This is a genomic window from Yinghuangia sp. ASG 101 (assembly GCF_021165735.1).
GTDB lineage: Bacteria > Actinomycetota > Actinomycetes > Streptomycetales > Streptomycetaceae > Yinghuangia.
Genome location: NZ_CP088911.1, coordinates 2,363,398 through 2,384,634, shown reverse-complemented (window position 1 = coordinate 2,384,634; position 21,237 = coordinate 2,363,398). Strand labels below are relative to the sequence as shown.

The following is a 21,237-nucleotide window of genomic DNA, read 5'->3' as shown; positions in this document are numbered from 1 at the left end:
GTCGGGAAGTGCGAGGATCACCGGCATGCCCGACGTTGCGCTCGGCCGCGGAGCCGACCCTTTCGACGCGTTGCTGGTGGTGTCCTTCGGCGGGCCCGAGGGGCCCGACGAGGTCATCCCGTTCCTGGAGAACGTCACGCGCGGGCGCGGTGTGCCCCCCGAGCGCCTGCCGGAGGTGGGCGCGCACTACGCGATGTTCGGCGGCGTGAGCCCGATCAACGCGCAGAACCGCGCGCTCGTCGCGGCCGTCGGGAAGGCGTTCGCCGAGCAGGGCGCCGCGCTGCCGGTGTACTGGGGCAACCGCAACTGGCGTCCCTATCTGGCCGACACGCTGCGGGCGATGGCGGACGACGGCGTGCGGCGCGCGGCGGTGCTGGTGACGAGCGCGTACGCGTCGTACTCGGGTTGCGGGCAGTACCACGAGAACCTGCTGGCGGCGCGCGCCGAGGTCGGCGAGAGCGCGCCTGAGCTCGACAAGCTGCGGCACTACTTCAACCACCCCGGCTTCGTGGAGCCGCTGGTGGACCACGTGGTGGCGGCGCTGGAGCGGCTGCCCGAGTCGGTGCGGTGGGCGGCCCGGCTGGTCATGACCACGCATTCGATCCCCGTGGCGGCGGCGAAGAGCGCGGGACCCCAGGGGAACGCGTACGTGCGCCAGCACGCCGAGACGGCGCGCCTGGTCGCGCGCGGGGTCGGCCGGGCCCTCGGGCGCCCGCACGTGGCGTGGGACCTGGTGTTCCAGAGCCGCAGCGGTCCCGCGCACGTGCCGTGGCTGGAGCCGGACGTCAACACCCATCTCGCGGCCCTGCACCGCGACGGTGTTCCGGCGGCGGTGCTGGTGCCGATCGGGTTCCTGTCCGACCACATGGAGGTGGTGTACGACCTCGACGTGGAGGCCGCCGCGACCGCCGAGCGCCTGGGGCTGCCGCTGGTCCGGGCCGCGACGACCGGCGCCGACCCGCGATTCGCCGCCGCTGTACGGGAGTTGGTGTTCGAGCGGGCCGAGGTGCTGCGCGGCGGGGAGCCGCGGCGGTGTGTGCTGGGGACGCTCGGGCCGAGCCACGACGTGTGTCCGCCGGGCTGCTGTCCCGACCCGCGCGGCACGGGGACCGGGCTGCGCGGGGCGGCCCTGCTCGGGCGGCCGGAGCGGTAGGCCTGCGAGGATGCATTGGTGACCAAGGCAACCCACAGTGATACCGCCGACCTGCTGGAACTCGCGCTCGGAGCGGCGCGGCTCGCGGGCGGGATGCTGCTCGCCGACCGGCCCGCGGACCTCGGCGTCGCGGCGACCAAGAGCAGCCCGACCGATGTCGTGACCGAGATGGACACCGCCGCCGAAAAGCTCATCGTCGACTATCTGCGCGCCCGACGGCCGCACGACGGCTTCCTCGGTGAGGAAGGCGGCGGTGAGCCGGGCGAGAGCGGCATCCGGTGGGTGATCGACCCCATCGACGGCACGGTCAACTACCTGTACGACCTGCCCGCGTGGTGCGTGTCCATCGCCGCGGAGGACGCCCGCGGGGCGGTGGTCGGCGTGGTGGAGGTGCCGGTCCTGCGCGAGACCTTCCACGCGGTGCGCGGCGGGGGCGCGTTCCGCGGCGGTGTGCCGGTGCGGGGCAACGCGGCCGTGCCGATGCGGGAGGCGATGGTCGCCACCGGGTTCGGCTACACGGTCGAGCGGCGCCGGCGGCAGGCGGAGGTCGTGCGGCGGATCCTGCCCGAGGTGCGCGACATCCGCCGCTACGGTTCGGCGGCGATCGACCTGTGCGCGGTCGCGTGCGGGCGGGTGGACGCGTACTACGAGCGCGGGCTCAACGCGTGGGACGTCGCGGCCGGCGCGCTCATCGCCCGCGAGGCGGGCGCGCGGGTGGAGGAGGTTCGGGCGCAGGCCGACGGGTCGAGGCTGACGCTGGCGGCGGCCCCGGAGCTGTACGAGGAACTGGCGGGCGTTCTGGTGGGCCTGGAGGCCTGACGCGGGCGCGCGCCGGGCGGCGGGCGCCGAAAAGACGACTCCCCCGGTCGGCGCTTTCCGCGCCCGGCCGGGGGAGTGTCGCCCGATGGCTCGGTCTTCCGCTTGGCGTGCGCGTCCCGCGCGGGTTTCGCCCTCGTCTGTGTCGCGGCATCAAGCGGCGGTCTCGGGCAGTACCTGGACACCGTGGTCCGAGGCCATGCGTACGAGGTCCTGGAGTTCTTCCTCCTGAACTTCGGCCAAGAAGTCGTCTCCGCTGTCGACGGCCTGCTTCAGGGCCTGCTCGGTCTCGCGTATCCGACGCGTCAAATCAGCGGTGAAGTAATCCATGATGGGGGCCCCAAGTGACTCGAATGGTCGGTGGCTCCCGGGGTCCTACCCTTCGAATCCCGCCACGAAAACCGAGTTGCCACCTGGCAGTGTGACGTGCGTCGCATTGCCGTGGGGTGGTTTGGTGGCAGTTGTCACGACAGGGAACTTTCGCGGTCGAGCGCCCTTACCGACGCTTTACCGTAGGCCGAGGCAAGATGGTCTCACCGTCGGCGCCGTCCCTTCGAGGCAGGGCGGGCAGTCAGGCCGCGGACGGCGGCCGACGGTCCAAGATTTCCGGCACGCATTTCCCGTGCGCGTACTTGTGATTTCCCCGATATTTGTGTGATCTTCATGCGCCCTTCATGGGCCTGGTCGTGAAAGGACGTCCGGAGTGCGGGTTCTCGTCGTCGAGGACGAACAGTTGCTGGCCGATGCGGTGGCGACGGGTCTGCGGCGCGAGGCCATGGCCGTCGACGTCGTGTACGACGGGGAGGCCGCGCTCGAGCGCGTGGCCGTGAACGACTACGACGTCGTCGTCCTGGACCGCGACCTGCCGCTGGTGCACGGCGACGACGTGTGCCGCGCGGTGATCGACACCGGGCTGCCCACGCGCATCCTCATGCTCACCGCGTCCGGGGACGTGAGCGACCGCGTCGAGGGGCTCGAACTGGGCGCCGACGACTACCTCCCCAAGCCCTTCGCGTTCAGCGAACTCACGGCCCGGGTGCGCGCGTTGGGCCGCCGCGCGGTCACCGCCCTGCCGCCGGTCCTGGAGCGCGCGGGGATCCGCCTCGACCCCAACCGGCGCGAGGTGGTGCGCGACGGCGCACCGGTCCACCTGTCGCCGAAGGAGTTCGCGGTCCTGGAGGTGCTGATGCGCGCCGACGGCTCCGTGGTGTCCGCCGAGCAGATGCTCGAGAAGGCGTGGGACGAGAACACCGACCCGTTCACCAACGTCGTCCGCGTCACGGTGATGACGCTGCGGCGCAAGCTCGGCGAGCCCGCCGTGATCATGACGGTGCCCGGTGCGGGGTACCGCATCGGCGATCAGGGGTGAGCGGGCGCGGGCCTTCCGCGACGCACGACGACGACGTACGAGACGAACGACGAGAATTCCGAGATCTTCGGGTCGGCCGAGGCATCCGATATGGCTGAGAACAACGACAGCGCCGAGCACAACGACAGCACCGAGAACAACGGTCTCGACGACCGCGGCCGGCGCGGGGCGTCCGGGGCGACGGAGGCCTCTCGGGCCGCGCGGCCCCTCGCCCGTGCCGGTGGGCCGGGTCCGTCGCCCCGGCGGCCCGCACATCCGCCGCGGCCGGCGCGCCCGCCCGCGGCCGGCGCGTCCGAGGGCGGGAGCCACCGCGCCGGGGAGGCGCCGCCCCGCCCCGAGGCGCCGCCCGCGCCCAATCGGGCGCCCTCCGCGCGGCGGATCATTCTCGGGACCGACCCGGGAGTCCCGTACACCTCGCGGCTCAGCTACGCACCCGACTGGCTGCGGCCGTCGATCCGGATGCGGCTGACCGCGCTGTACGGCGGCATGTTCCTGATCGCCGGGGTGCTGCTGCTCGGCAGCGTGTACCTCCTGGTGGGGCGGAACCTGGCCAACCAGCAGCCCCTGGACTTCCGCTTCGCGCCGAACGTCCACATCCTCGACGGACGCGGTGTCGAGATCACGCCGGAGGAGCTGACCCGCATCCAGGAGCGCTGGCAGAGCGACCAGCGCGGCCTGGTGCTGCACGAGCTGCTGCAGCAGTCGCTGCTCGCGTTGGTGCTGCTGGCGCTGATCGCGTTCGGATTCGGCTATCTGATGGCCGGGCGGGTGCTGAGCCCGCTCGGGCGCATCACCGCGGCGGCCCGGTCGGTGGCCGGAACCGGTGGTTCGGGGCTGCACCGGCGCATCGACCTCGACGGGCCGGACGACGAACTCAAGGAACTGGCCGACACGTTCGACGAGATGCTGGAACAGCTGGACCGGGCCTTCGACTCCCAGCGAAAATTCGTCGCGAACGCGTCGCACGAGTTGCGCACGCCGCTCGCGATCAACCGGACACTGCTGGAGGTCGCCCTCGGTGATCCCGAAATGCCTCCGCAGCTACGGGAGTTGGCCGACAACCTGCTGGCGACCAACGAACGCAGCGAACGCCTCATCGAGGGGTTGCTGCTGCTGGCCCGCAGCGAACACGAGCTGACCGACCGCAAACCGGTCGACCTCGCCGAGGTCGCCGGGCGCACCTTCGAGCAGACCGCCGCGGAAGCCGCCGAGCGCGGTGTCGAACTGCGTGGCGATTTCCAGCCGGCGACGGCGTCCGGCAACGCCGTCCTGCTGGAGCGCGTCGCGCTCAACCTGGCGCAGAACGCCGTCCGCTACAACGTGCCGGACGGCTGGGTCGAGATGGCGACGTCCACGGTGGACGGGACCGCGCTGCTGACCGTGGCCAACAGCGGGCCGGTGATCCCCGCGGACGGCGTCGAGACGCTGTTCGAGCCGTTCCGGCGGATGCGCGGCGACCGTACCGCGAGCGAGAAGGGCGTGGGGCTGGGGCTGTCGATCGTCCGGTCCGTGGTGCGCGCGCACGGGGGATGGATCGAGGCCGAACCGCGTGCGGAAGGTGGCTTGATCATGCGTATCGGTTTCCCCGCGTGAACCGGCGGGGAGCCGCTGGCGTGTTCGTGGTGAGAAACCTCCGACCCGTCCCGCGCCACCGCCGGGGCGGTGCCGAGCCAACATTGGTCGAAATCAATCTGAACCTACGCCGAAAGGGTGGACCGCGTCCGCTGAAGACAGTGGTCCACGCGTCTGCCGGATGAGCCGAAACACGCCTCTGACCGGCACGGTTGCCCACAGGCCGCTCAACAACCTACGGTGTCGTAAGTTACGTCATCGTAGGAACGCGTTGTGCGCCGAAGCCAGGAGCGCGGCAGCCGACGCAGCCCTTGTCCGAGTCTGTCGAAAGCCGCTGCGTCCGCATTCCGCGCACCAATCCGCCGCACCCACGCATGGGAGTCGTTGTGACCGTGATCGCCCCCGAACCGACGGGTATCGACCTGCTGCACGAGCTGGAGCAGGTGGTCGCCGTCGAGCTGGACCGCCACCTGAGCGTCGCCAAGGAGTGGTTCCCGCACGAGTATGTGCCGTGGTCCCGCGGCCGGGACTTCGACGGCGCGATGGGCGGCGAGGCGTGGCGCCCCGAGGAGTCCGGGCTGACCGAGGTCGGGCGCATCGCGCTCACCCTCAACCTGCTGACCGAGGACAACCTGCCGAGCTACCACTACGAGATCGCCCGCATGTTCGGCCGCGACCGCGCGTGGGGCACCTGGGTGCACCGGTGGACCGCCGAGGAGGGCCGCCACGGCATCGCGATCCGCGACTACCTGACGGTGGCGCGCGCGGTCGACCCGGTCGCGCTGGAGCGCTCGCGCATGGAGCACATGGAGGCCGGCTACCAGGGCGACCACATGGGCAGCCCGCTGCACGTGGTGTCGTACGTGACGTTCCAGGAGCTGGCCACGCGCGTCTCGCACCGCAACTCCGGCAAGGAGTGCGGCGACCCGGTCGCCGAGCAGCTTCTCGCCCGCGTCGCGGTGGACGAGAACCTGCACATGGTCTTCTACCGCAACCTGCTCAAGGCGGCGTTCGAACTCGCGCCCGACACGGCGATGCGCTCGGTCGCCGACATGGTCCTCGGCTTCCGCATGCCGGGCCACGGCATCTCGGGCTTCGAGCGCGCCTCACTGAAGATCGCCATCGGCGGCGTGTACAACCTGCGCATCCACCACGACGACGTGATCCAGCCGGTGCTGCGTCACCTGAAGGTCATGGAGCGCACCGACCTCGGTCCGGTCGGCGAGCGGGCGCGCGACGAACTGGACGCGTTCCTGGCCGACTTGGCGGCCAAGGCCGCGCAGTTCGACGAGCGCCTGGAGGCCCGCAGGGCGCGCCAGGCGGCCCGCGCCTGACCGACGGCCGGGAGAGGCGTGACCCCGGCGGCCCGGGCATCCGGGGCCTGCCGGGGCCCGGGACGAGGGCCGCGAGGCCACGCCTCGAAGGGGTGGCGGCCGGGTCAGGAGCGGGCGCCCCAGGCGTCCTTGACGGAGACCTTGCCGCCGGTCCGCAGTACGGCGTTCTCGTACATCCGCGCGGCCACCCGCACGAGCCCCACCAGCGCCACCAGCGCGATGGCCGCGGCGGCGAGGTTCTGCCACACCGCGAGGTCGTCGCCGGCCGTGAGGACCGGCTGCAGCATGGCGGAGAACGGCGGTACGTACGCGAGGACTTGCGCGGCCGTGCCGCCCGACTGGCCGAAGAAGATCGCGACGAAGAACGACGCGATCAACAGCGACGTCATGGGCGTGATGACGTTCTGCAGGTCCTCCAGGCGCGAGACGCGGGCCGCGGCGGCGGCGAACATGCAGGCGTAGATGGCGTAGCCGATCACGAACCAGACCAGCACCAGCGCCGCGGGGTAGACCATCGAGCCCGTCAGGTCGATCGTGCCGAGCGCGGAGGCCGCCGCCAGGCCGACCACCGCGGTCAGGACCATCTGGGCCAGGCCCAGCAGGCCGATGCCGATGATCTTGCCGGTCAGCAGCGCGCGGGCCGGAACGGCGGCGAGCAGGATCTCGACAATGCGGCTCGACTTCTCCTCGACCACGCCGTTGGCGACCCAGACGCAGAAGAGCATCAGCATGCCGTAGAGCGCGATCACGCCGACGATCGCGATGCCCTGCCGTGCGGTGCGCTCGTCGGCGTCCGGGTCGAGCTTGTGCTCGGCCAGCGGCTGCACGTGCGTCGCGGCGTCCACCGCCGCGGCGTCGATGCCCTGGGCGGCGAGCCGGTTGTCGCGTTCGACCGTCGCGTACGCGCTCTGCAGGACGGCCGCGAGGCGGTTCGGCAGCTCGCGGTGGACGACGATGCGCCCGTCGGCGACATAGGCGTCCAGGTCGCCGTCCTCGACCGCCTTCTCGGCCGCCGCGTCGTCCGCGTACGACCGCACCGTCACGTCGGTGTCCAACAGTGCCGCCTGCCCGCCCGCGACCTCGGCCAGCCTGGTCTGCTGCGGGCCGCCGAACGCGACGTCGTACTCGTCGTCACCGCCGCCGATCGCCGCCGGGATCGCCACGGCCGCCAGCAGGACGACGAGCATGACGGCCACCGAGACCAGGAACCCCCGGTCGCGTATCCGCTCGGTGAACTCGCGCCGTGCGACCAGGTGGACGGCGGTCCAGAACCGCTGGGTCGGGTCGGTCCGCCGGGGGGACGTCACGCGGGGGCCTCCTCGAGATCGGCGGCGTCCTCGGGAGCGGCGCCGTTGACGACTTCGCGGAACAGTTCGGTCAGCGAAGGGCTCACGGGAGTGAACGCCCGTACCCGGCCGGCCGCGCGGGCGGCGTCGAGGAGGCCCTGCTCGCTTGTCCCGTCGTGCAGTTCGACCAGCGCGCCGTCGGCGTCGTCGGCCAGCACGGTGACCCCGGGGACGCCGGCCGCCCAGCCGCCGGGCGCGTCGACGCCCACGCGGTAGCGCACGGCCCGGTTGTCGCCGCGCAGTTCGCGGACCGTCCCCACGGCGTGCATGCGGCCGTCCTTGATGATGCCGACCGCGTCGCACAGCCGCTCGACGAGGTCGAGCTGGTGGCTGGAGAAGACGACGGAGACGCCCTCGTCGACCCGGCCGCGCAGGGCCTGGGCCATGACGTCCACGCCGACGGGGTCGAGCCCGGAGAACGGCTCGTCGAGAACCAGCAGCTCGGGGCCGTGCACGAGCGCCGCGGCCAACTGGACGCGCTGCTGGTTGCCCAGGGACAGCGTCTCCAGCCGGTCGCCCGGCGCGCCCGAGACGCCGAGGGTGCGCAGCCACGCCTCGGCCGCGCCGCGCGCCTCGGTGCGCGGCATACCATGGAGTTCCGCGAAATACACGAGCTGATCCAGAATGCGCATCTTGGCGTACAGGCCGCGCTCCTCCGGCATGTAGCCCCACCGCCGCCGGACCGCGGCGTCCGCGGGGCGGCCCCGCCAGCGGACCTCGCCGCGGTCGGCGGCCAGCACGCCGAGGGTGATGCGCATCGTGGTGGTCTTGCCGGCGCCGTTGGTGCCGACGAAACCGAACATCTGGCCGGGGGCCACGGAGAAGGACAGGTCGTCGAGGACGACCTTGTCGCCGAAATTCTTTCCGAGTTGTACGAGATCGAGCACGCTTGTCCCTGGTCTGGGTGCGGGTGGCGGCGACGGTGCCGCCGGTCAGTCGATGCGGCGCAGCTCCTGGCGGAAGCGCCGGCCGTTCTCGACGTAATGCCGCACGGCGTCGTCGACATGGCCGGGCTTGACCGCGTCCGGCCGGATCTTGGCCGGTACGCCGAGGGCCATGGCGTACGACGGCACCTCGACGCCGTTGCCCACGAACGCGTTCGCGCCGACCAGGGCGCCGCTGCGGATCACCGCGCGATGCTGCACGATCGCGCCGTTGCCGACCAGGCAGTCGTCCTCGATCGTGCAGCCCTCCAAATGCACGATGTGTCCGACCACACACCTGTTCCCCACATATGTGACCAGGCCCGCAGTGGCATGGAGGACCGATCCGTCCTGGATCGATGTACGCTCCCCGACGACAATCGGGCCGTTGTCACCGCGCAATACCGCGGAGGGCCAGATCGTCGACCCCGCGCCGATTTCCACGTTGCCGATCACCACGGCATCGGGATGGACATAAGCGTCGGGGTGCACGGCGGGGACGAGTTCACCGAGCGCGTAAACCGTCACGATTCCTCCTTGTCATACGGACAGTCAGGGAGAGTTACAGTTGGCGGCCATCCAACCAAATCACCTCTTGGGGGGTTCGGTTGGGTGTCGATTGAGTAACAAGCCTTGCTATGAGGCAGAATCTGCGCCTCAGGTCGGGCACAACTCCGGCCCCTGATGCGTTACGTGCGCTGAAGGACGCGTTCACCGACGCATCAGCCAGCAGATCCACCCGGAGGGGGAGAGGTACATGGCGACTGATTACGACACTCCACGTAAGACCGAAGACGACGTCAACGAGGACAGCATCGAGGAACTGAAGGCCCGGCGCGTCGACAAGTCCGCGGGAGCGGTCGACGTCGACGAGTTCGACCAGGCCGAGAGCCTGGAGCTGCCCGGTGCGGACCTCTCCAACGAAGAGCTGTCCGTGCGGGTCCTGCCCCGGCAGGCCGACGAGTTCACCTGCTCGCGCTGCTTCCTCGTGCACCACCGCAGCCAGCTGGCCGGCGAGAAAGACGGCCAGACCATCTGCGTCGACTGCGCCTGACGTCCGATCCTTTGAGGCCGTCGGGCCCGCTCAGGATCGATCATCGGCAAGCGGAACCCTGCGCACGCGACCGGGTCTGGCAGGAGCGGACCGCCCCTGCCGATGATCGAGACGAGCAATCGCCGCTCCGGTACCTCCGCCTGCGCGGGGTACCAGGAGCCCCACCGGACAGCACAGCCCGCCGACCGGCCGGCGCGTTCCCCCACTGACGCGGCGGCCACGGCGCACCGCCGTGTGACACGTGTCGCGACACCCCGGACGTCCGCACCGAGTGCGGGCGTTCTTCCGTGTCCGCGCTCAGGACCGCGGCGCATCGCGGCGCCGCAGCGCGTCCAGGATCTCGGCGACCCGGGTCGGATTGCGCGTCGAGAGGTACAAATACGGCGTCGGATCGTCGGGATCGACCACATCGACGCGGACCGCCGTCGGCACGTAGCTGCGCAGCAGCATGAACGCGCGCGGATCCGCGTCCTCCATGCGGAGCGCCCGCGCCGCCTCCCGGTCGAGCACCGTCGCGTCGCCCAGCGCCCCGAGCGGCAGACGCGCGCGTCCCGCCTCCAGATGGGCGTCGGTGACCCGCAGGCGGACGGACCCGTACGAGAACAGCAGCCAGGCCGCGAGCGCCGCGCCGACCGCGAAGGCGACGACGGCCGCCATCGGCCCGACCGGCAGCAGCATGATCGCGCACACGAACCCGGAGCCGGCCGCGAGCCACCACCAGGATGCCGGGACGGCGAGCTGTTCGTTGTAAGCCTGCATGGGGCCAGACTGTCATCCCCGGAAAACCCCGCCGACCCCCGGGTCACCGCGCGGCCCGGCGCCGGGTGGCCCTGTCGAGCAGCCGCGCCACGCGTTCGGGAGGCGTACGCAAACCGGTCGCGACACCCTTCGCGTAATCGGACAGCACGCGCGGCGCCAGCGCGTTCAGTGCCGCGCCCGCCCTCGCGTCCGAACCGACCAGGTAGCGCGGCCTCGGCCGGGCGGTCAGCAGCGCGTGGCGCACGGCCGACGCCACCGGAGCGGGGGCGGGCAGCGACGCGGAGCGCCGCAGGATGCCGTCGGCCATGGCGTACGAGTCCCGGTACGCGGAGTGCTCGTGGGCCGGGAGGCGGCCCATGCTGCGCTCCCAGATGTCCGTGCCGTAGCTCCCGGGCTCGATCAGCACGACCTTGACGCCGAACTGCGCGACCTCGATCCGCAGGGCGTCCGTCATGGCCGCGAGCCCGTGCTTGCTCGCGCAGTACCAGCCCAGGAACGGCGCCGCGACGCGGCCGGACACCGACGAGATGTTCACGATGCGCCCGCCGCCGCGCCGGCGCATCTGCGGGAGGACCAGGCGCACGATGCGCGCGGGCGCGACGAGGTTCGTCTCCAACTGCCGCCGCACCTGCTCGTCCTCGACGTCCTCGACGGCTCCCGGTTGGGCCAGGCCCGCGTTGTTGACGACCGCCCAAGGGCCGCCGCCGGTCATCGTGGCGATCTCGGTGAAGGCCCGCACGGTGGAGGTGGCGTCGCACACATCCAGCACCACGGTCCGCACACCGACGCCTTCGTGCCCGGCGGCCTCGCGCAGCCGCTGCGCCTTGTCCTCGGTGCGCGCGGTGCCGATGACGTCGAGGCCCGCGCGGGCCAGCTCCAGGGCGGTCGCGAGGCCGATCCCGCTGGTCGCGCCGGTCACGACCACGCTCTTGGTCATGTGCGTCCTCTCGTCCGCGCGCGCCCGCGCCGCTCGCGTCGTCCGCGCCCGCCCGGACGCCCCGCCACGACCGTAGTGGCCGGGCCCCCGGCGTGTGCAACAGGCACCGCTCCCGGGCCGGGCGGCCCCGGCACGGAGGACCGGCCGAAAGGCAGTAATGTCCACCCGGTGAGTCGACCTACTTCGCTGAGCCCGCCCGCGGACGCCGCGGTCCCCGAGCCGCGCCCGGGGGCGCCCGCCGTCGGTGCGGAGACCGGAAAGCACTACGACGGCTGTTTCGCCTGCGGCGAGGTCCAGGACAACGGCCTCAGAGTGCGCAGCCGCGTCGGGCAGGGCGTCAGCGTGCACACCGAGTACGTGGTGGGCGAGGGTCACCAAGGGGCTCCGGGGCTGGCCCACGGCGGCCTGCTGACCTGCGCGCTCGACGAGGCGCTGGGGGCGCTGTCCTTCCTGCTGCACCGGCCGGTGGTGACGGCCCGCCTGGAGACCGACTTCCGGCGTCCGGTGCCGGTCGGCTCGACGCTGCACATCCACGCGTGGTGTACCGGCGTCGACGGACGCAAGGTCTTCGCGCGCGCGTCGGGCCGCGTCGACGCCGCGGACGGCCCGGTCGCCGTCGAGGCCGCGGCGCTTTTCGTCCGCGTCGACCTGGACCACTTCACGACGCACGGCCGCGCCGAGGACGTCGAGCGGGCCGGCTCGGACCCGCACTCGGCCGAACTCATGCGAACCTATGAGGTGAGCCCGTGACGGCTCCGGTGGACATCCTGATCCAGCGCCTCGATCCCGACCTGCCGCTGCCGGCGTACGCGCACCCCGGCGACGCGGGCGCCGATCTGGTCACCGCGGTGGACGCCGAGCTGGCACCGGGGGAGCGGATCACGCTGCCGACCGGGGTGGCGATCGCGCTGCCGGACGGCTTCGCCGCGTTCGTGCACCCGCGTTCCGGACTCGCGGCCCGGTGCGGAGTGTCATTGGTCAACGCCCCGGGCACGATCGATGCGGGATACCGTGGCGAGATCAGGGTCATCGTGGTGAACCTGGATGCCCGAGAGAGCGTCTCGTTCCGCCGCGGCGACCGGATCGCCCAGCTCGTCATCCAGCGCGTCGAGCGGGCGAGGTTCCACGAGGTCGGCGTCCTGCCGGGATCGGACCGGGCCGAGGGCGGCTTCGGGTCGACCGGCGGCCATGCCGCCGTCGTGGCCGCACAGGCAAACGGCGCGCACCGCGGTGCCGCCACAGTGGAGAACTCGGCTTCCGACCGGGAAGGGATCTGACGTGTTCCGACGTCGCCGACGCAACGAAGAAGCCGACCAGCCCGTCGACGAGCTCGACGACATCGACGAGCTGGATGAAACGGATGAGCGGCACGAGGACGAGGCCGCGTCGGACGAGGCCACGGACGACGAGGCGCTGAACCGCCCCCTGCCGCCCGCCCCGCGGCCCGACGGCCCGTGGGACGAGGACGAGCTGGACGACCCCCGGGAAGGCCGCATCGACCTCGGCGGCCTGCTGGTCCCCGCGGTCGAGGGGATGGAGCTGCGGGTCGAGGTCGCCAACGAGATGATCATCGCCGCGACGGTGGTCCTCGGTGACAGCGCGGTCCAGGTGCAGGCGTTCGCGGCACCGCGCAGCGAGGGCCTGTGGCACGAGATCCGCAAGGAGATCGGCGGCGGCATCACGCAGCAGGGCGGCCTCGTCGACGAGCTCGACGGCGGCCTCGGCTGGGAGCTGCGGGCCCAGGTGCCCGTGCAGCTGCCGGACGGCAAGCAGGGCGCGCAGCTGGTGCGCTTCGTGGGCTGCGACGGCCCCCGGTGGTTCCTGCGCGGCGTCATCTCCGGACGGGCCGCGGTCGACCCCGACACGGGCGGGCAGCTGGAGGGGATCTTCCGCGACACGGTCGTCGTGCGCGGATCGGACCCGATGGCCCCGCGCGACCCGATCCTGCTGCGCCTGCCGGACAACGCGCAGATCGACCCGGCGAGCGGCGTCGCGCCGACGGTGGCGGAGGAGCCCGAGGGGCCCGCGAAGAGCCGCTACAGCGGCACGCTGACCACTTTCCAGCGCGGCCCGGAGATCACCGAGGTGCGGTAGCGGCGGGCCCGGGCGCGCGACGCGTGCCCGGTGCCTGTGCGGGCGTGGGACGGGCCCGGACGACCGGCGAGGTCGACCGGGCCCGTCGCGTTCCCGGCCGGTCTTCCGGAGAAGCGGGGGCAGGCTCTTCGCCGCGCCCGGCCCGTCGCTCGGCCGGACGGTCGTACGGCCGAGGTGTGATGGCGGCCGTCGGGCTTCGCCGGACGACTCCGGCGGCGGGCTCACGATCGGGTTGTCGCTCCGGACCGTCGGCCTTCGTCCGCCCGGGCCGGGTCGGTCGTCCGGGAGCGGGGCGGGGTCGTGCGGGTCGGCGGCGCCATGATGCGGCGTATCCGTCGGGCGGGATACCGCAGCAGGACGGGCCAGGGGGCGGGCGCGGCGGAGGACGGCGGGGACGCGGGCGATGGCGTGCCGGTGGCGGTGCCGGAGGACGCGGCTGTGGCCGTGGTTGTGGTTGTGGCGGAGGCTGCGGGGGAGGCCGTGGTGGCGGGCAGAATGCTCACACTCCATATTCGAATACAGGTTCGAAGAAAATGTCGACGCCACGCCGCGCTGACCCCACGATCGAGTGAACACGCCCTCGGTCGCGCCCACCCGGCCGCCGGGCGAACGCGAACGGAACACGTGGAGGCGGCCCGATGACACGGTGCGCGCCGCGGGCGAGCCGCGGGGCGCACCGGTCCGCGACGGGCCGTGCCGACGTTCGACACCGCGAGGGCGTCGAGCGACGAGGCGGGGGTCCGGGGCCCGTCAGAGCCGCGGGGCGCCCGGGCCCGCCGCGGTGCTGAGCACCCGCCAAGCCTCCGGCGAGGGGTGGCCTCGCTCGGTGCCCGGCCGGGCCGACCGGCGCCGAGCCCTCGAACGGCGACCGCGCCCACGACGTACCGCGACCGGGCGATCGCGGGTGGGGTGGGGGAGGCGGTCGCGGGGCGGGGGCCGGGCCGAGCTGAGGCGGTGTCCGGGGGCGTCCCGGGGAGTGCCGGGAGCGCTCGATCGGGGTCCCGGGTGCGCGCCCGAACGGGTACCCTCGCGTGCATGAGTGGTACCACCGGAGTCGAGCGCGAGCCCGGCCGTTTCCGCCGGATGTTCAACCGGCTGACCTCCACCCACGAGGAGCTGGACGCCGAAGAGCTGCGGCAGGACAGCCGTCAGCTCGGCTGCACCGCGATAGGGACGGTCGCCGAGCGCGACCTCGTCACCGTCGGGGGAACGCTGCGCACCGTGACGTTCCGCCCGCGCGGCGGCGTCCCGGCGCTGGAGGCGGAGCTGTACGACGGATCGGGTGCCCTCTCGGTGGTGTGGCTGGGTCGCCGCAAGATCGCCGGCATCGAGCCGGGCCGGCAGTTGGTCGCGCAGGGCCGGGTGTCCACCACGCACGGTCGGCCGGTGCTGTTCAACCCCAAATACGAACTGCGGCCGGTCGGGAATGGATGAGCTTGTGAAAGCGGGGGAGGAACACCCGCGCGCCGCCGTCGAGGGCACCGATTCCCGGCGGCCCGAGCGCGACGCGGCCGAGACCCCCGAGGGCGGCGCCCGCGCGGCGGAGGCCCCGACCGACAGCGCGCTGTCGCTGATCGCCGCCTTCGGCGGCGTGCGCGGCATGATCGACATGACCGTCCCCGGGCTGGTCTTCGTCATCGTCTTCACCATCACGCGCGAGACGAAGTCGTCGTCGTACGCGGCGGTCGCCGTCGCGGGCGTGCTGGCGGCCGTGCGGCTGGCCCGGCGCGAGACGCTGATGCACGCGCTCGGCGGCTTCCTCGGCGTCGCGATCGCGGCGTACGTCGCGGTCAAGTCCGGCAAGGCGGAGAACTTCTACCTGCTGGGCGTGTTCATCTCCGGCGGGTACGCGCTGGCGTACGTCGTCTCGATCATGGTGCGCTGGCCGATCATCGGCGTCGTGCTCGGGCCGATCCTCGGCGAGAACTTCACGTGGCGGAAGAACCCGGAGCGGGCCGCGGCGTACACCAAGGCCACCTGGGTATGGGTGGCGCTGTTCGTGCTCCGCATCGTCGTGCAGGTGCCGCTGTACCTCGCCGACGAGGTGACGTGGCTCGGTGCCGCGAAGGTGGCGCTCGGGGTGCCGCCGTGGCTCGTGGCGATCTATCTGACGTGGCTCATCATGTCGAAGGCCCCGCCGCCGACGAAGGCCGACGACGGCGGCGGTGGCGAGGGTGCCGACGGGGCGGACGACTCCGCCGACGAGCGGAGACCGGACACCGGTTCGATCCGCTGACGCGCCGGTCATCGTGTGAAGACTTGAGCGTTCACTGATCAACAGAAGCACCGGGACGGCCGCTTGCGAAAGCGGCCGTTCACTTTGTTGACGACAGTGGTTATTTGCTGACTATTTCCCCGTTCGGCCGTATCCCGGCAACTAGCGTCCCGGTTATGCCTCGTGTGAAAGGAGGCGGGGATGGTGGCCGGAAACGGTGACCTTCGCGCGCTGGTCGAAGAGGCCGGCCTGACGAGGCGTGAAATCGCCCGTTGGGTCAACGTGGTGGCGGAGCGACGCGGGCAACACCTGGGGTGCACCCACACCTCGGTGGCCCGCTGGCTCGACGGTGCCCAACCGCGTTGGCCCATTCCCGATCTGCTGGCCGAGGTGCTCGGCCGCAAATTGGGCTACGAACTGACGGTCAGCGACCTGGGTTTGCGCGACCGGCGCCCGCCTGCGGCGGATCCGTTCGACGGATTGAGCGTCGCTCGCACGGTGTCCGACATCCGGCGGGCCGTGGTCGAGCTGACGGGGAGAGACATGAACCGCCGTAATTTCCTGCTCGGGTCGACTTTCGGGGCCGCGGCCTTCTCCAGTCCCGCGCTCTTCTGGTCGACCGCGAGCGGGGCGGAGCCCGAGCCGGTCCAGCACACCGGCAGCGACCGTGTGCGCGAGGCGGATGTCGAGCGCATCCGCCAGACCGTCGCGATGTTCCGCAAGCTCGACCGCGCCCAAGGCGGCGCGGACCTGCGCGACACCGTGGTGAACCACCTGAACAAGATCGCCGCCGACAAGCTCACGGGCTCGTACGGCGAGGATGTCGGCCGAGGGCTGTTCCGTGCGGTCGCGGAGCTGACCGAGCTGGCCGGCTGGCTGTCGTTCGACTCCGGCCGCCACGCGCTCGCGCAGCGCTACCACATCCAGGCCCTGCGCCTCGCCCAGGCCGCCGACGACCGGGCGTACGGCGCGTACGTCATGGCCAACATGGCGTGCCAGGCCGTCTACCTCGGGCACGGCTGGGAGGCCGTGCAGCTCGCCCGTGCCGCGCAGCAGGGCGCGCGCGGGTCGCTCAGCCACCGCGCGCGGGCGCTCGTGCTGGCGATGGAGGCCCGGGGGCACGCGGCGATGCACAACGAGCGCGCGTGCTCGGAGGCGCTGCGGGCCGCCGAGCGCAGCCTGGAGGCCTCCGACGGCGACGATGACCCCGGGTGGTGCCAGTACTTCGACAAGGCCGAGCTGGCGCACGAGTTCGCCCACTGCCACCGCGACCTGGGGATGCCGCACGCCACGCAGCGGCACGCCCACGAGGCCATAGGGATTCGCGCCGACGGCTACACGCGCCGCTGCGCCCAGGACACGACGTTCATGGCCGCGGCACACCTGGTCGAACGGGAGCTGGACCAGGCGTGCGCGAAGGCGGACGAGGCGCTGGACATCGCCAGCCGGCTCAACTCGTCGCAGTGCAACGACTTCCTGCGCGCGTTCCGCACGCAGCTCAAGCCGTACGCGGGGGAGCGGGTGGTCCGCGAGTTCAGCGAGCGGGCCGAGGAGCTGTACGCGGGGATGGCGGTGTGAGGGGCCGACCGGGTGGCGGGACGGCACCGGGCCCGGGGCGCGGCGGTGATGTCGTGCGATGACGACGTTCGCGGCGTCCGCGCCGGTGGGGCGCCGCGATGTCCGCGGGGTGCCGAGGCGCGGCCGAGGCGTGACGGGGAGCCGGGCCGGCGGTTGTGGCCGCGGTGGCGGTCGCGACGGCTGTGACCGGTGTGGCGGCTGTGGCATCGTCCGCTGCCAGGAGGGCCGGCAGCGGACGACGCCACGGCTCCGGCTATCCGGCGCCCTGCCCCCGGAGGTCGCGGGCCCGGGTGCCCGGCGGGGAGAGCAGGTCCTCCAGCTCCTCCTCGCGGGCGGGCGCGGCGACGAACAGCAGTTCGTCGCCGGCCTCCAGCGAGTCGTCCTTGCTGGGCACCAGCACGCGGCCCTCGCGGATGATCGTCACCAGCGCGGTGTCCTGCGGCCACGCGACGTCGCCGACCCGCGTGCCGACCAGCTGTGTGTCGTCCGGCAGCGTCAGCTCGACCAGGTTCGCGTCGCCCTGGCTGAACTGCATGAGCCGGACGAGGTCGCCGACGCTGACGGCCTCCTCGACGAGGGCCGACATCAGGCGCGGGGTCGAGACGGCCACGTCGACGCCCCAGGCCTCGTTGAAGAGCCACTCGTTCTTCGGGTTGTTGACCCGGGCGACCACGCGCGGCACGCCGTATTCGGTCTTGGCGAGCAGCGACACGACGAGGTTGACCTTGTCGTCGCCGGTCGCCGCGATGGCCACATTGCAGCGTTCGAGTGCGGCCTCGTCGAGGGACGAGATCTCGCAGGCGTCGGCCAGCAGCCATTCGGCCTGGGGCACGCTCTCGACCTGGATGGCCTCGGGCGCCTTGTCGATGAGCAGCACCTCGTGGCCGTTCTCCAGCAGCTCGCCGGCGATGGACCGGCCCACCGCACCGGCTCCCGCGATCGCGACACGCATCAGTCCTCCTCCGGGGCCTTCTCGAAGGCCGCCTCGACGGCGGCGACGTCGGCCGACTGCATGACGACGTGGACGAGGTCCCCTTCCTGGAGGACCGTGTCGGCGCCGGGCAGGATGCCCTCGCCCAGGCGCGTCAGGAACGCGATGCGCGCTCCGGAGGTCTCCTCCAGGCGGGAGATCCGGTGGCCGACCCACTCCGGATTCACGTGGATCTCGGCGAGCTGCACGCTGCCGCTGGGGTCGCGCCACAGCGGCTCGGCGCCGCTGGGCAGCAGCCGCCGCAGCATCTGGTCGGCGGTCCAGCGGACGGTGGCCACGGTCGGGATGCCGAGCCGCTGGTAGACCTCGGCGCGGCGCGGGTCGTAGATGCGCGCGACGACGTTCTCGACACCGAAGGTCTCGCGGGCCACCCGGGCCGCGATGATGTTCGAGTTGTCGCCGCTGCTGACCGCCGCGAACGCGCCGGCCTCCTCGATGCCGGCGGCCCGCAGCGTGTCCTGGTCGTAGCCGACGCCGGTGACGCGGCGGCCGGAGAAGTGGGCGCCGAGCCGGCGGAACGACGACGCGTCGCGGTCGACCACCGCGATCGAATGGCCCTGTTCCTCCAGGGTCTGGGCCAGCGTGGATCCCACGCGCCCGCACCCCATGATGACGATGTGCACGGCCGTCCTTCCGGCGTTCGGCTGGTATTGCCCGGTTTGCTGGGGCCGCGGACGTGGCCGCGACCCGTCGGCCCTCACGGCCTGTCACCAGAGTGACAGACGTTCGCGCGACGTTACACGCGGGCGGTTCCGCGGGCGTGATGGGGATATGCCCCGCGCGCACCGCCCGGCCGCGCGGCGTGGCGCGCCACGGCCACCGCGTACGATCGCCCGCGTGTCGAGACTCGGTGGGCTGTCGAAGCGCATTCTCGTGGGGCGTGCGCTGCGTAGTGACAAGTTGCACGAGACGCTGCTGCCCAAGCGTCTGGCGCTGCCCGTGTTCGCGTCCGACGCGCTGTCGTCCGTGGCGTACGCGCCGGACGAGATCCTGCTGACGCTGTCGATGGCGGGCCTGGCCGCGTACCACTTCAGCTGGCAGGTCGGGCTCGCGGTGGTCGTGGTCATGCTGACCGTGGTGGCGTCGTACCGGCAGAACGTGCACGCGTACCCCAGCGGCGGCGGCGACTACGAGGTGGCGACCGTCAACCTCGGGCCGAACGCGGGGCTGACCGTCGGCAGCGCGCTGCTGGTCGACTACGTGCTGACCGTCGCCGTGTCGATCTCGTCGGGCGTCGCCAACATCGCCTCGGCCATTCCGGCGATAGACGACCACAAGGTGCTGTACGCCGTATTGCTCGTGCTGCTGCTCATGGCCATGAACCTGCGCGGGGTCCGCGAGTCGGGAACGGCGTTCGCGGTGCCGACGTACCTGTTCATGTTCGCCGTAATCGGCATGACGCTCTTCGGGTTCCTGCGGTACTTCACGGGGGCCGAAATGCGCGCCGAGAGCTCGGGGTTCGGCATTCGGGAGGAGGACGCGTTCACCGGGCTGGCCCTGGTGTTCTTGCTGCTGCGCACGTTCTCCTCCGGCTGTGCGGCGCTGACCGGTGTCGAGGCGATCAGCAACGGGGTGCCGGCGTTCCGCAAGCCCAAGAGCCGGAACGCCGCCACGACGCTGCTGCTGATGGGGACGATCGCGGTCACGATGCTGATGGGCATGCTGGCACTCGCGAACATCACCAAGGTGCACTTCGCGGAGAACCCCGACACGCAGCTCGTGGGGGCGCCGGACGGCTATGAGCAGAAGACCGTGGTCGCGCAGGTGGCCGACGCGGTGTTCGGCGGGACGTTCGCGTCGCCGGCGTTCTACCTGGTCCTCGCGGTCACCGGGTTGATCCTCGTGCTGGCGGCGAACACGGCGTTCAACGGCTTCCCGGTGCTCGGCTCGATCCTCGCCCAGGACCGCTATTTGCCGCGGCAGTTGCACACGCGCGGTGACCGCCTGGCGTTCAGCAACGGCATCATCATGCTGGCGGGTGCCGCGATCCTGTTGATCATCGCCTTCAACGCCGAGCCGACGAAGCTGATCCAGCTGTATGTCGTGGGTGTGTTCGTGTCGTTCACGATGAGCCAGGCGGGCATGATCCGGCACTGGACACGGACGCTGCGCGAGGAGGACGACCCGGCCGCGCGGCGGCACATGGTCCGCAGCCGGGTGATCAACGCGTTCGGCCTGTGCATGACCGGGGCCGTGCTGGTGATCGTGCTGGTCACCAAGTTCCTGCACGGCGCCTGGATCGCGATTCTGGCGATGGTCGTGCTGTTCGTGGTCATGAAGGGCATCAGGCGGCACTATGACCGGGTGTCGGACGAGTTGGTGGCCGACCCGGACGAGGACATGAAGCTGCCGTCGCGTGTGCACGGCATCGTGCTGGTCTCCAAGCTGCACAAGCCGACCCTGCGGGCGCTGGCGTACGCGCGGGCGGCGCGGCCGAACGTGCTGGAGGCGGTCACCGTCGGGGTGGACCCGGCCGAGACCGAGGCGCTGCGGCAGGAGTGGGACGAGCGGGGGATCGAGGTGCCGCTCAAGGTGCTGGGGTCGCCGTACCGCGAGATCACGCGGCCGATCATCGAGTACGTCAAGAACGTGCGGCGGTCGAGCCCGCGGGACGTGGTGACGGTGTACATCCCGGAGTACGTCGTCGGCCACTGGTGGGAGCACATCCTGCACAACCAGAGCGCGCTGCGGCTCAAGGGGCGCCTGCTGTTCACGCCGGGCGTCGTCGTCGCGTCGGTGCCGTGGCAGTTGGCGTCGTCGGACCGGGTCAAGTACGCCAAGGGCTACAACGCGCCGGGCGCGGTCCGCCGCGGCGAGCCGGCGCCGAGGGCGCGGCAGCGGCCGGACGGCGACGGCGGGGGCGGCGGGAACGGGGCCTGAGTCGGGCCGGGGGTCGCGCCGGCGGGGTGGGCGCGGTCGTGGGTGCCGCCCGGACCGGCCCGTGGGCCCGCGGTGGCCTCGCTGTCGCGGTCCGGCAGGACGGTGGTCTCGGGCGTCCTCGGGGACCCCGTAGCCTTGGAGGCCGTGCGGTGATCGGGCGCGTTGTTCGCGGCGCCTTCCCGCCGCCCGCGTTCCGATCGTGATTCCCGTCGCGTA

The 21,237-nt window shown here is 72.0% G+C and carries 21 protein-coding genes; 13 read left to right on the top strand and 8 right to left on the bottom strand.

Annotation, left to right across the window (positions count from 1 at the left end; translation table 11 throughout):
* The first annotated feature begins 25 nt into the window (after positions 1-25).
* Entirely contained in the window at positions 26-1,153 is a 1,128-nt protein-coding gene (locus LO772_RS09840) for a ferrochelatase (RefSeq protein WP_231778012.1), read from the top strand.
* Positions 1,154-1,171: 18 nt separating this feature from the next.
* Complete coding sequence (locus tag LO772_RS09835; RefSeq protein WP_231778011.1) at positions 1,172-1,972, top strand: inositol monophosphatase family protein; 801 nt, start codon at positions 1,172-1,174, stop codon at positions 1,970-1,972.
* A 150-nt stretch (positions 1,973-2,122) separates the two neighbouring features.
* Here the strand turns inward: LO772_RS09835 and LO772_RS09830 are convergent, their stop codons facing one another.
* Positions 2,123-2,299 carry a hypothetical protein gene (locus tag LO772_RS09830; RefSeq protein ID WP_231778010.1) on the bottom strand — a complete coding sequence of 59 codons (177 nt, stop codon included), beginning with the start codon at positions 2,297-2,299 and terminating at the stop codon, positions 2,123-2,125.
* A 373-nt stretch (positions 2,300-2,672) separates the two neighbouring features.
* On the opposite strand from LO772_RS09830, the gene LO772_RS09825 reads away from it, so the two are divergent.
* The 3 genes from LO772_RS09825 to LO772_RS09815 all read left to right on the top strand — a co-directional run bounded on the left by LO772_RS09825 (position 2,673) and on the right by LO772_RS09815 (position 6,244).
* On the top strand, positions 2,673-3,338 hold the full coding sequence (locus LO772_RS09825) for a response regulator transcription factor (RefSeq protein ID WP_231778009.1): 666 nt from the start codon (positions 2,673-2,675) through the stop codon (positions 3,336-3,338).
* 90 nt (positions 3,339-3,428) lie between these two features.
* Positions 3,429-4,931 (top strand): sensor histidine kinase, encoded by a 1,503-nt coding sequence (locus LO772_RS09820; protein WP_231778008.1) that lies wholly within the window; start codon positions 3,429-3,431, stop codon positions 4,929-4,931.
* A gap of 353 nt (positions 4,932-5,284) precedes the next feature.
* Complete coding sequence (locus tag LO772_RS09815; protein WP_231778007.1) at positions 5,285-6,244, top strand: acyl-ACP desaturase; 960 nt, start codon at positions 5,285-5,287, stop codon at positions 6,242-6,244.
* A 104-nt stretch (positions 6,245-6,348) separates the two neighbouring features.
* Here the strand turns inward: LO772_RS09815 and LO772_RS09810 are convergent, their stop codons facing one another.
* The 3 genes from LO772_RS09810 to LO772_RS09800 are packed head-to-tail and all read right to left on the bottom strand — an operon-like array spanning position 6,349 to position 9,041.
* Positions 6,349-7,551: an ABC transporter permease gene (locus LO772_RS09810; protein WP_231778006.1), complete on the bottom strand. Its 1,203-nt coding sequence runs from the start codon at positions 7,549-7,551 to the stop codon at positions 6,349-6,351.
* Positions 7,548-8,477, bottom strand: coding sequence for an ABC transporter ATP-binding protein (locus LO772_RS09805; protein WP_231778005.1), 930 nt, complete (start codon positions 8,475-8,477; stop codon positions 7,548-7,550). The genes LO772_RS09810 and LO772_RS09805 overlap by 4 nt, the downstream gene beginning before the upstream one ends.
* 45 nt (positions 8,478-8,522) lie before the next feature.
* The gene (locus LO772_RS09800; protein ID WP_231778004.1) at positions 8,523-9,041 is read right to left on the bottom strand and encodes a gamma carbonic anhydrase family protein; all 519 of its coding nucleotides are present in this window, start codon (positions 9,039-9,041) and stop codon (positions 8,523-8,525) included.
* Between the two features lie 229 nt (positions 9,042-9,270).
* Here LO772_RS09800 and LO772_RS09795 point away from each other — a divergent pair, with 229 nt between their 5' ends.
* Complete coding sequence (locus LO772_RS09795; RefSeq protein WP_231778003.1) at positions 9,271-9,567, top strand: DUF4193 domain-containing protein; 297 nt, start codon at positions 9,271-9,273, stop codon at positions 9,565-9,567.
* Positions 9,568-9,864: 297 nt separating this feature from the next.
* Here the strand turns inward: LO772_RS09795 and LO772_RS09790 are convergent, their stop codons facing one another.
* Together LO772_RS09790 and LO772_RS09785 are read right to left on the bottom strand one after the other, a co-directional pair.
* On the bottom strand, positions 9,865-10,326 hold the full coding sequence (locus tag LO772_RS09790) for a DUF3093 domain-containing protein (RefSeq protein WP_231778002.1): 462 nt from the start codon (positions 10,324-10,326) through the stop codon (positions 9,865-9,867).
* 43 nt (positions 10,327-10,369) lie between these two features.
* Complete coding sequence (locus LO772_RS09785; RefSeq protein WP_231778001.1) at positions 10,370-11,263, bottom strand: SDR family oxidoreductase; 894 nt, start codon at positions 11,261-11,263, stop codon at positions 10,370-10,372.
* 168 nt (positions 11,264-11,431) lie between these two features.
* Between LO772_RS09785 and LO772_RS09780 the strand changes: the two genes are divergently transcribed.
* The 6 genes from LO772_RS09780 (at position 11,432) to LO772_RS09755 (ending at position 17,150) form a co-directional block, all read left to right on the top strand.
* A complete protein-coding gene (locus tag LO772_RS09780; protein WP_231778000.1) occupies positions 11,432-12,013 on the top strand; it encodes a PaaI family thioesterase in 582 nt (193 codons plus the stop codon).
* Positions 12,010-12,540 (top strand): dUTP diphosphatase, encoded by a 531-nt coding sequence (dut, locus tag LO772_RS09775; RefSeq protein ID WP_231777999.1) that lies wholly within the window; start codon positions 12,010-12,012, stop codon positions 12,538-12,540. Before LO772_RS09780 ends, dut begins: the two co-directional genes overlap by 4 nt.
* Before the next feature lies 1 nt (position 12,541).
* Complete coding sequence (locus LO772_RS09770; RefSeq protein WP_231777998.1) at positions 12,542-13,357, top strand: DUF3710 domain-containing protein; 816 nt, start codon at positions 12,542-12,544, stop codon at positions 13,355-13,357.
* A gap of 1,035 nt (positions 13,358-14,392) precedes the next feature.
* Positions 14,393-14,791, top strand: a complete 399-nt coding sequence (locus LO772_RS09765; protein WP_231777997.1) for an OB-fold nucleic acid binding domain-containing protein — start codon at positions 14,393-14,395, stop codon at positions 14,789-14,791.
* Positions 14,792-14,795: 4 nt separating this feature from the next.
* A complete protein-coding gene (locus tag LO772_RS09760; RefSeq protein ID WP_231777996.1) occupies positions 14,796-15,593 on the top strand; it encodes a DUF3159 domain-containing protein in 798 nt (265 codons plus the stop codon).
* Positions 15,594-15,773: 180 nt separating this feature from the next.
* The gene (locus tag LO772_RS09755; protein ID WP_231777995.1) at positions 15,774-17,150 is read left to right on the top strand and encodes a transcriptional regulator; all 1,377 of its coding nucleotides are present in this window, start codon (positions 15,774-15,776) and stop codon (positions 17,148-17,150) included.
* 253 nt (positions 17,151-17,403) lie between these two features.
* Here the strand turns inward: LO772_RS09755 and LO772_RS09750 are convergent, their stop codons facing one another.
* Together LO772_RS09750 and LO772_RS09745 are read right to left on the bottom strand one after the other, a co-directional pair.
* On the bottom strand, positions 17,404-18,102 hold the full coding sequence (locus tag LO772_RS09750) for a potassium channel family protein (protein ID WP_231777994.1): 699 nt from the start codon (positions 18,100-18,102) through the stop codon (positions 17,404-17,406).
* Positions 18,102-18,764 (bottom strand): potassium channel family protein, encoded by a 663-nt coding sequence (locus LO772_RS09745; protein WP_231777993.1) that lies wholly within the window; start codon positions 18,762-18,764, stop codon positions 18,102-18,104. The genes LO772_RS09750 and LO772_RS09745 overlap by 1 nt, the downstream gene beginning before the upstream one ends.
* A 214-nt stretch (positions 18,765-18,978) precedes the next feature.
* Here LO772_RS09745 and LO772_RS09740 point away from each other — a divergent pair, with 214 nt between their 5' ends.
* Complete coding sequence (locus tag LO772_RS09740; protein ID WP_231777992.1) at positions 18,979-21,021, top strand: APC family permease; 2,043 nt, start codon at positions 18,979-18,981, stop codon at positions 21,019-21,021.
* Positions 21,022-21,237: the final 216 nt, after the last annotated feature.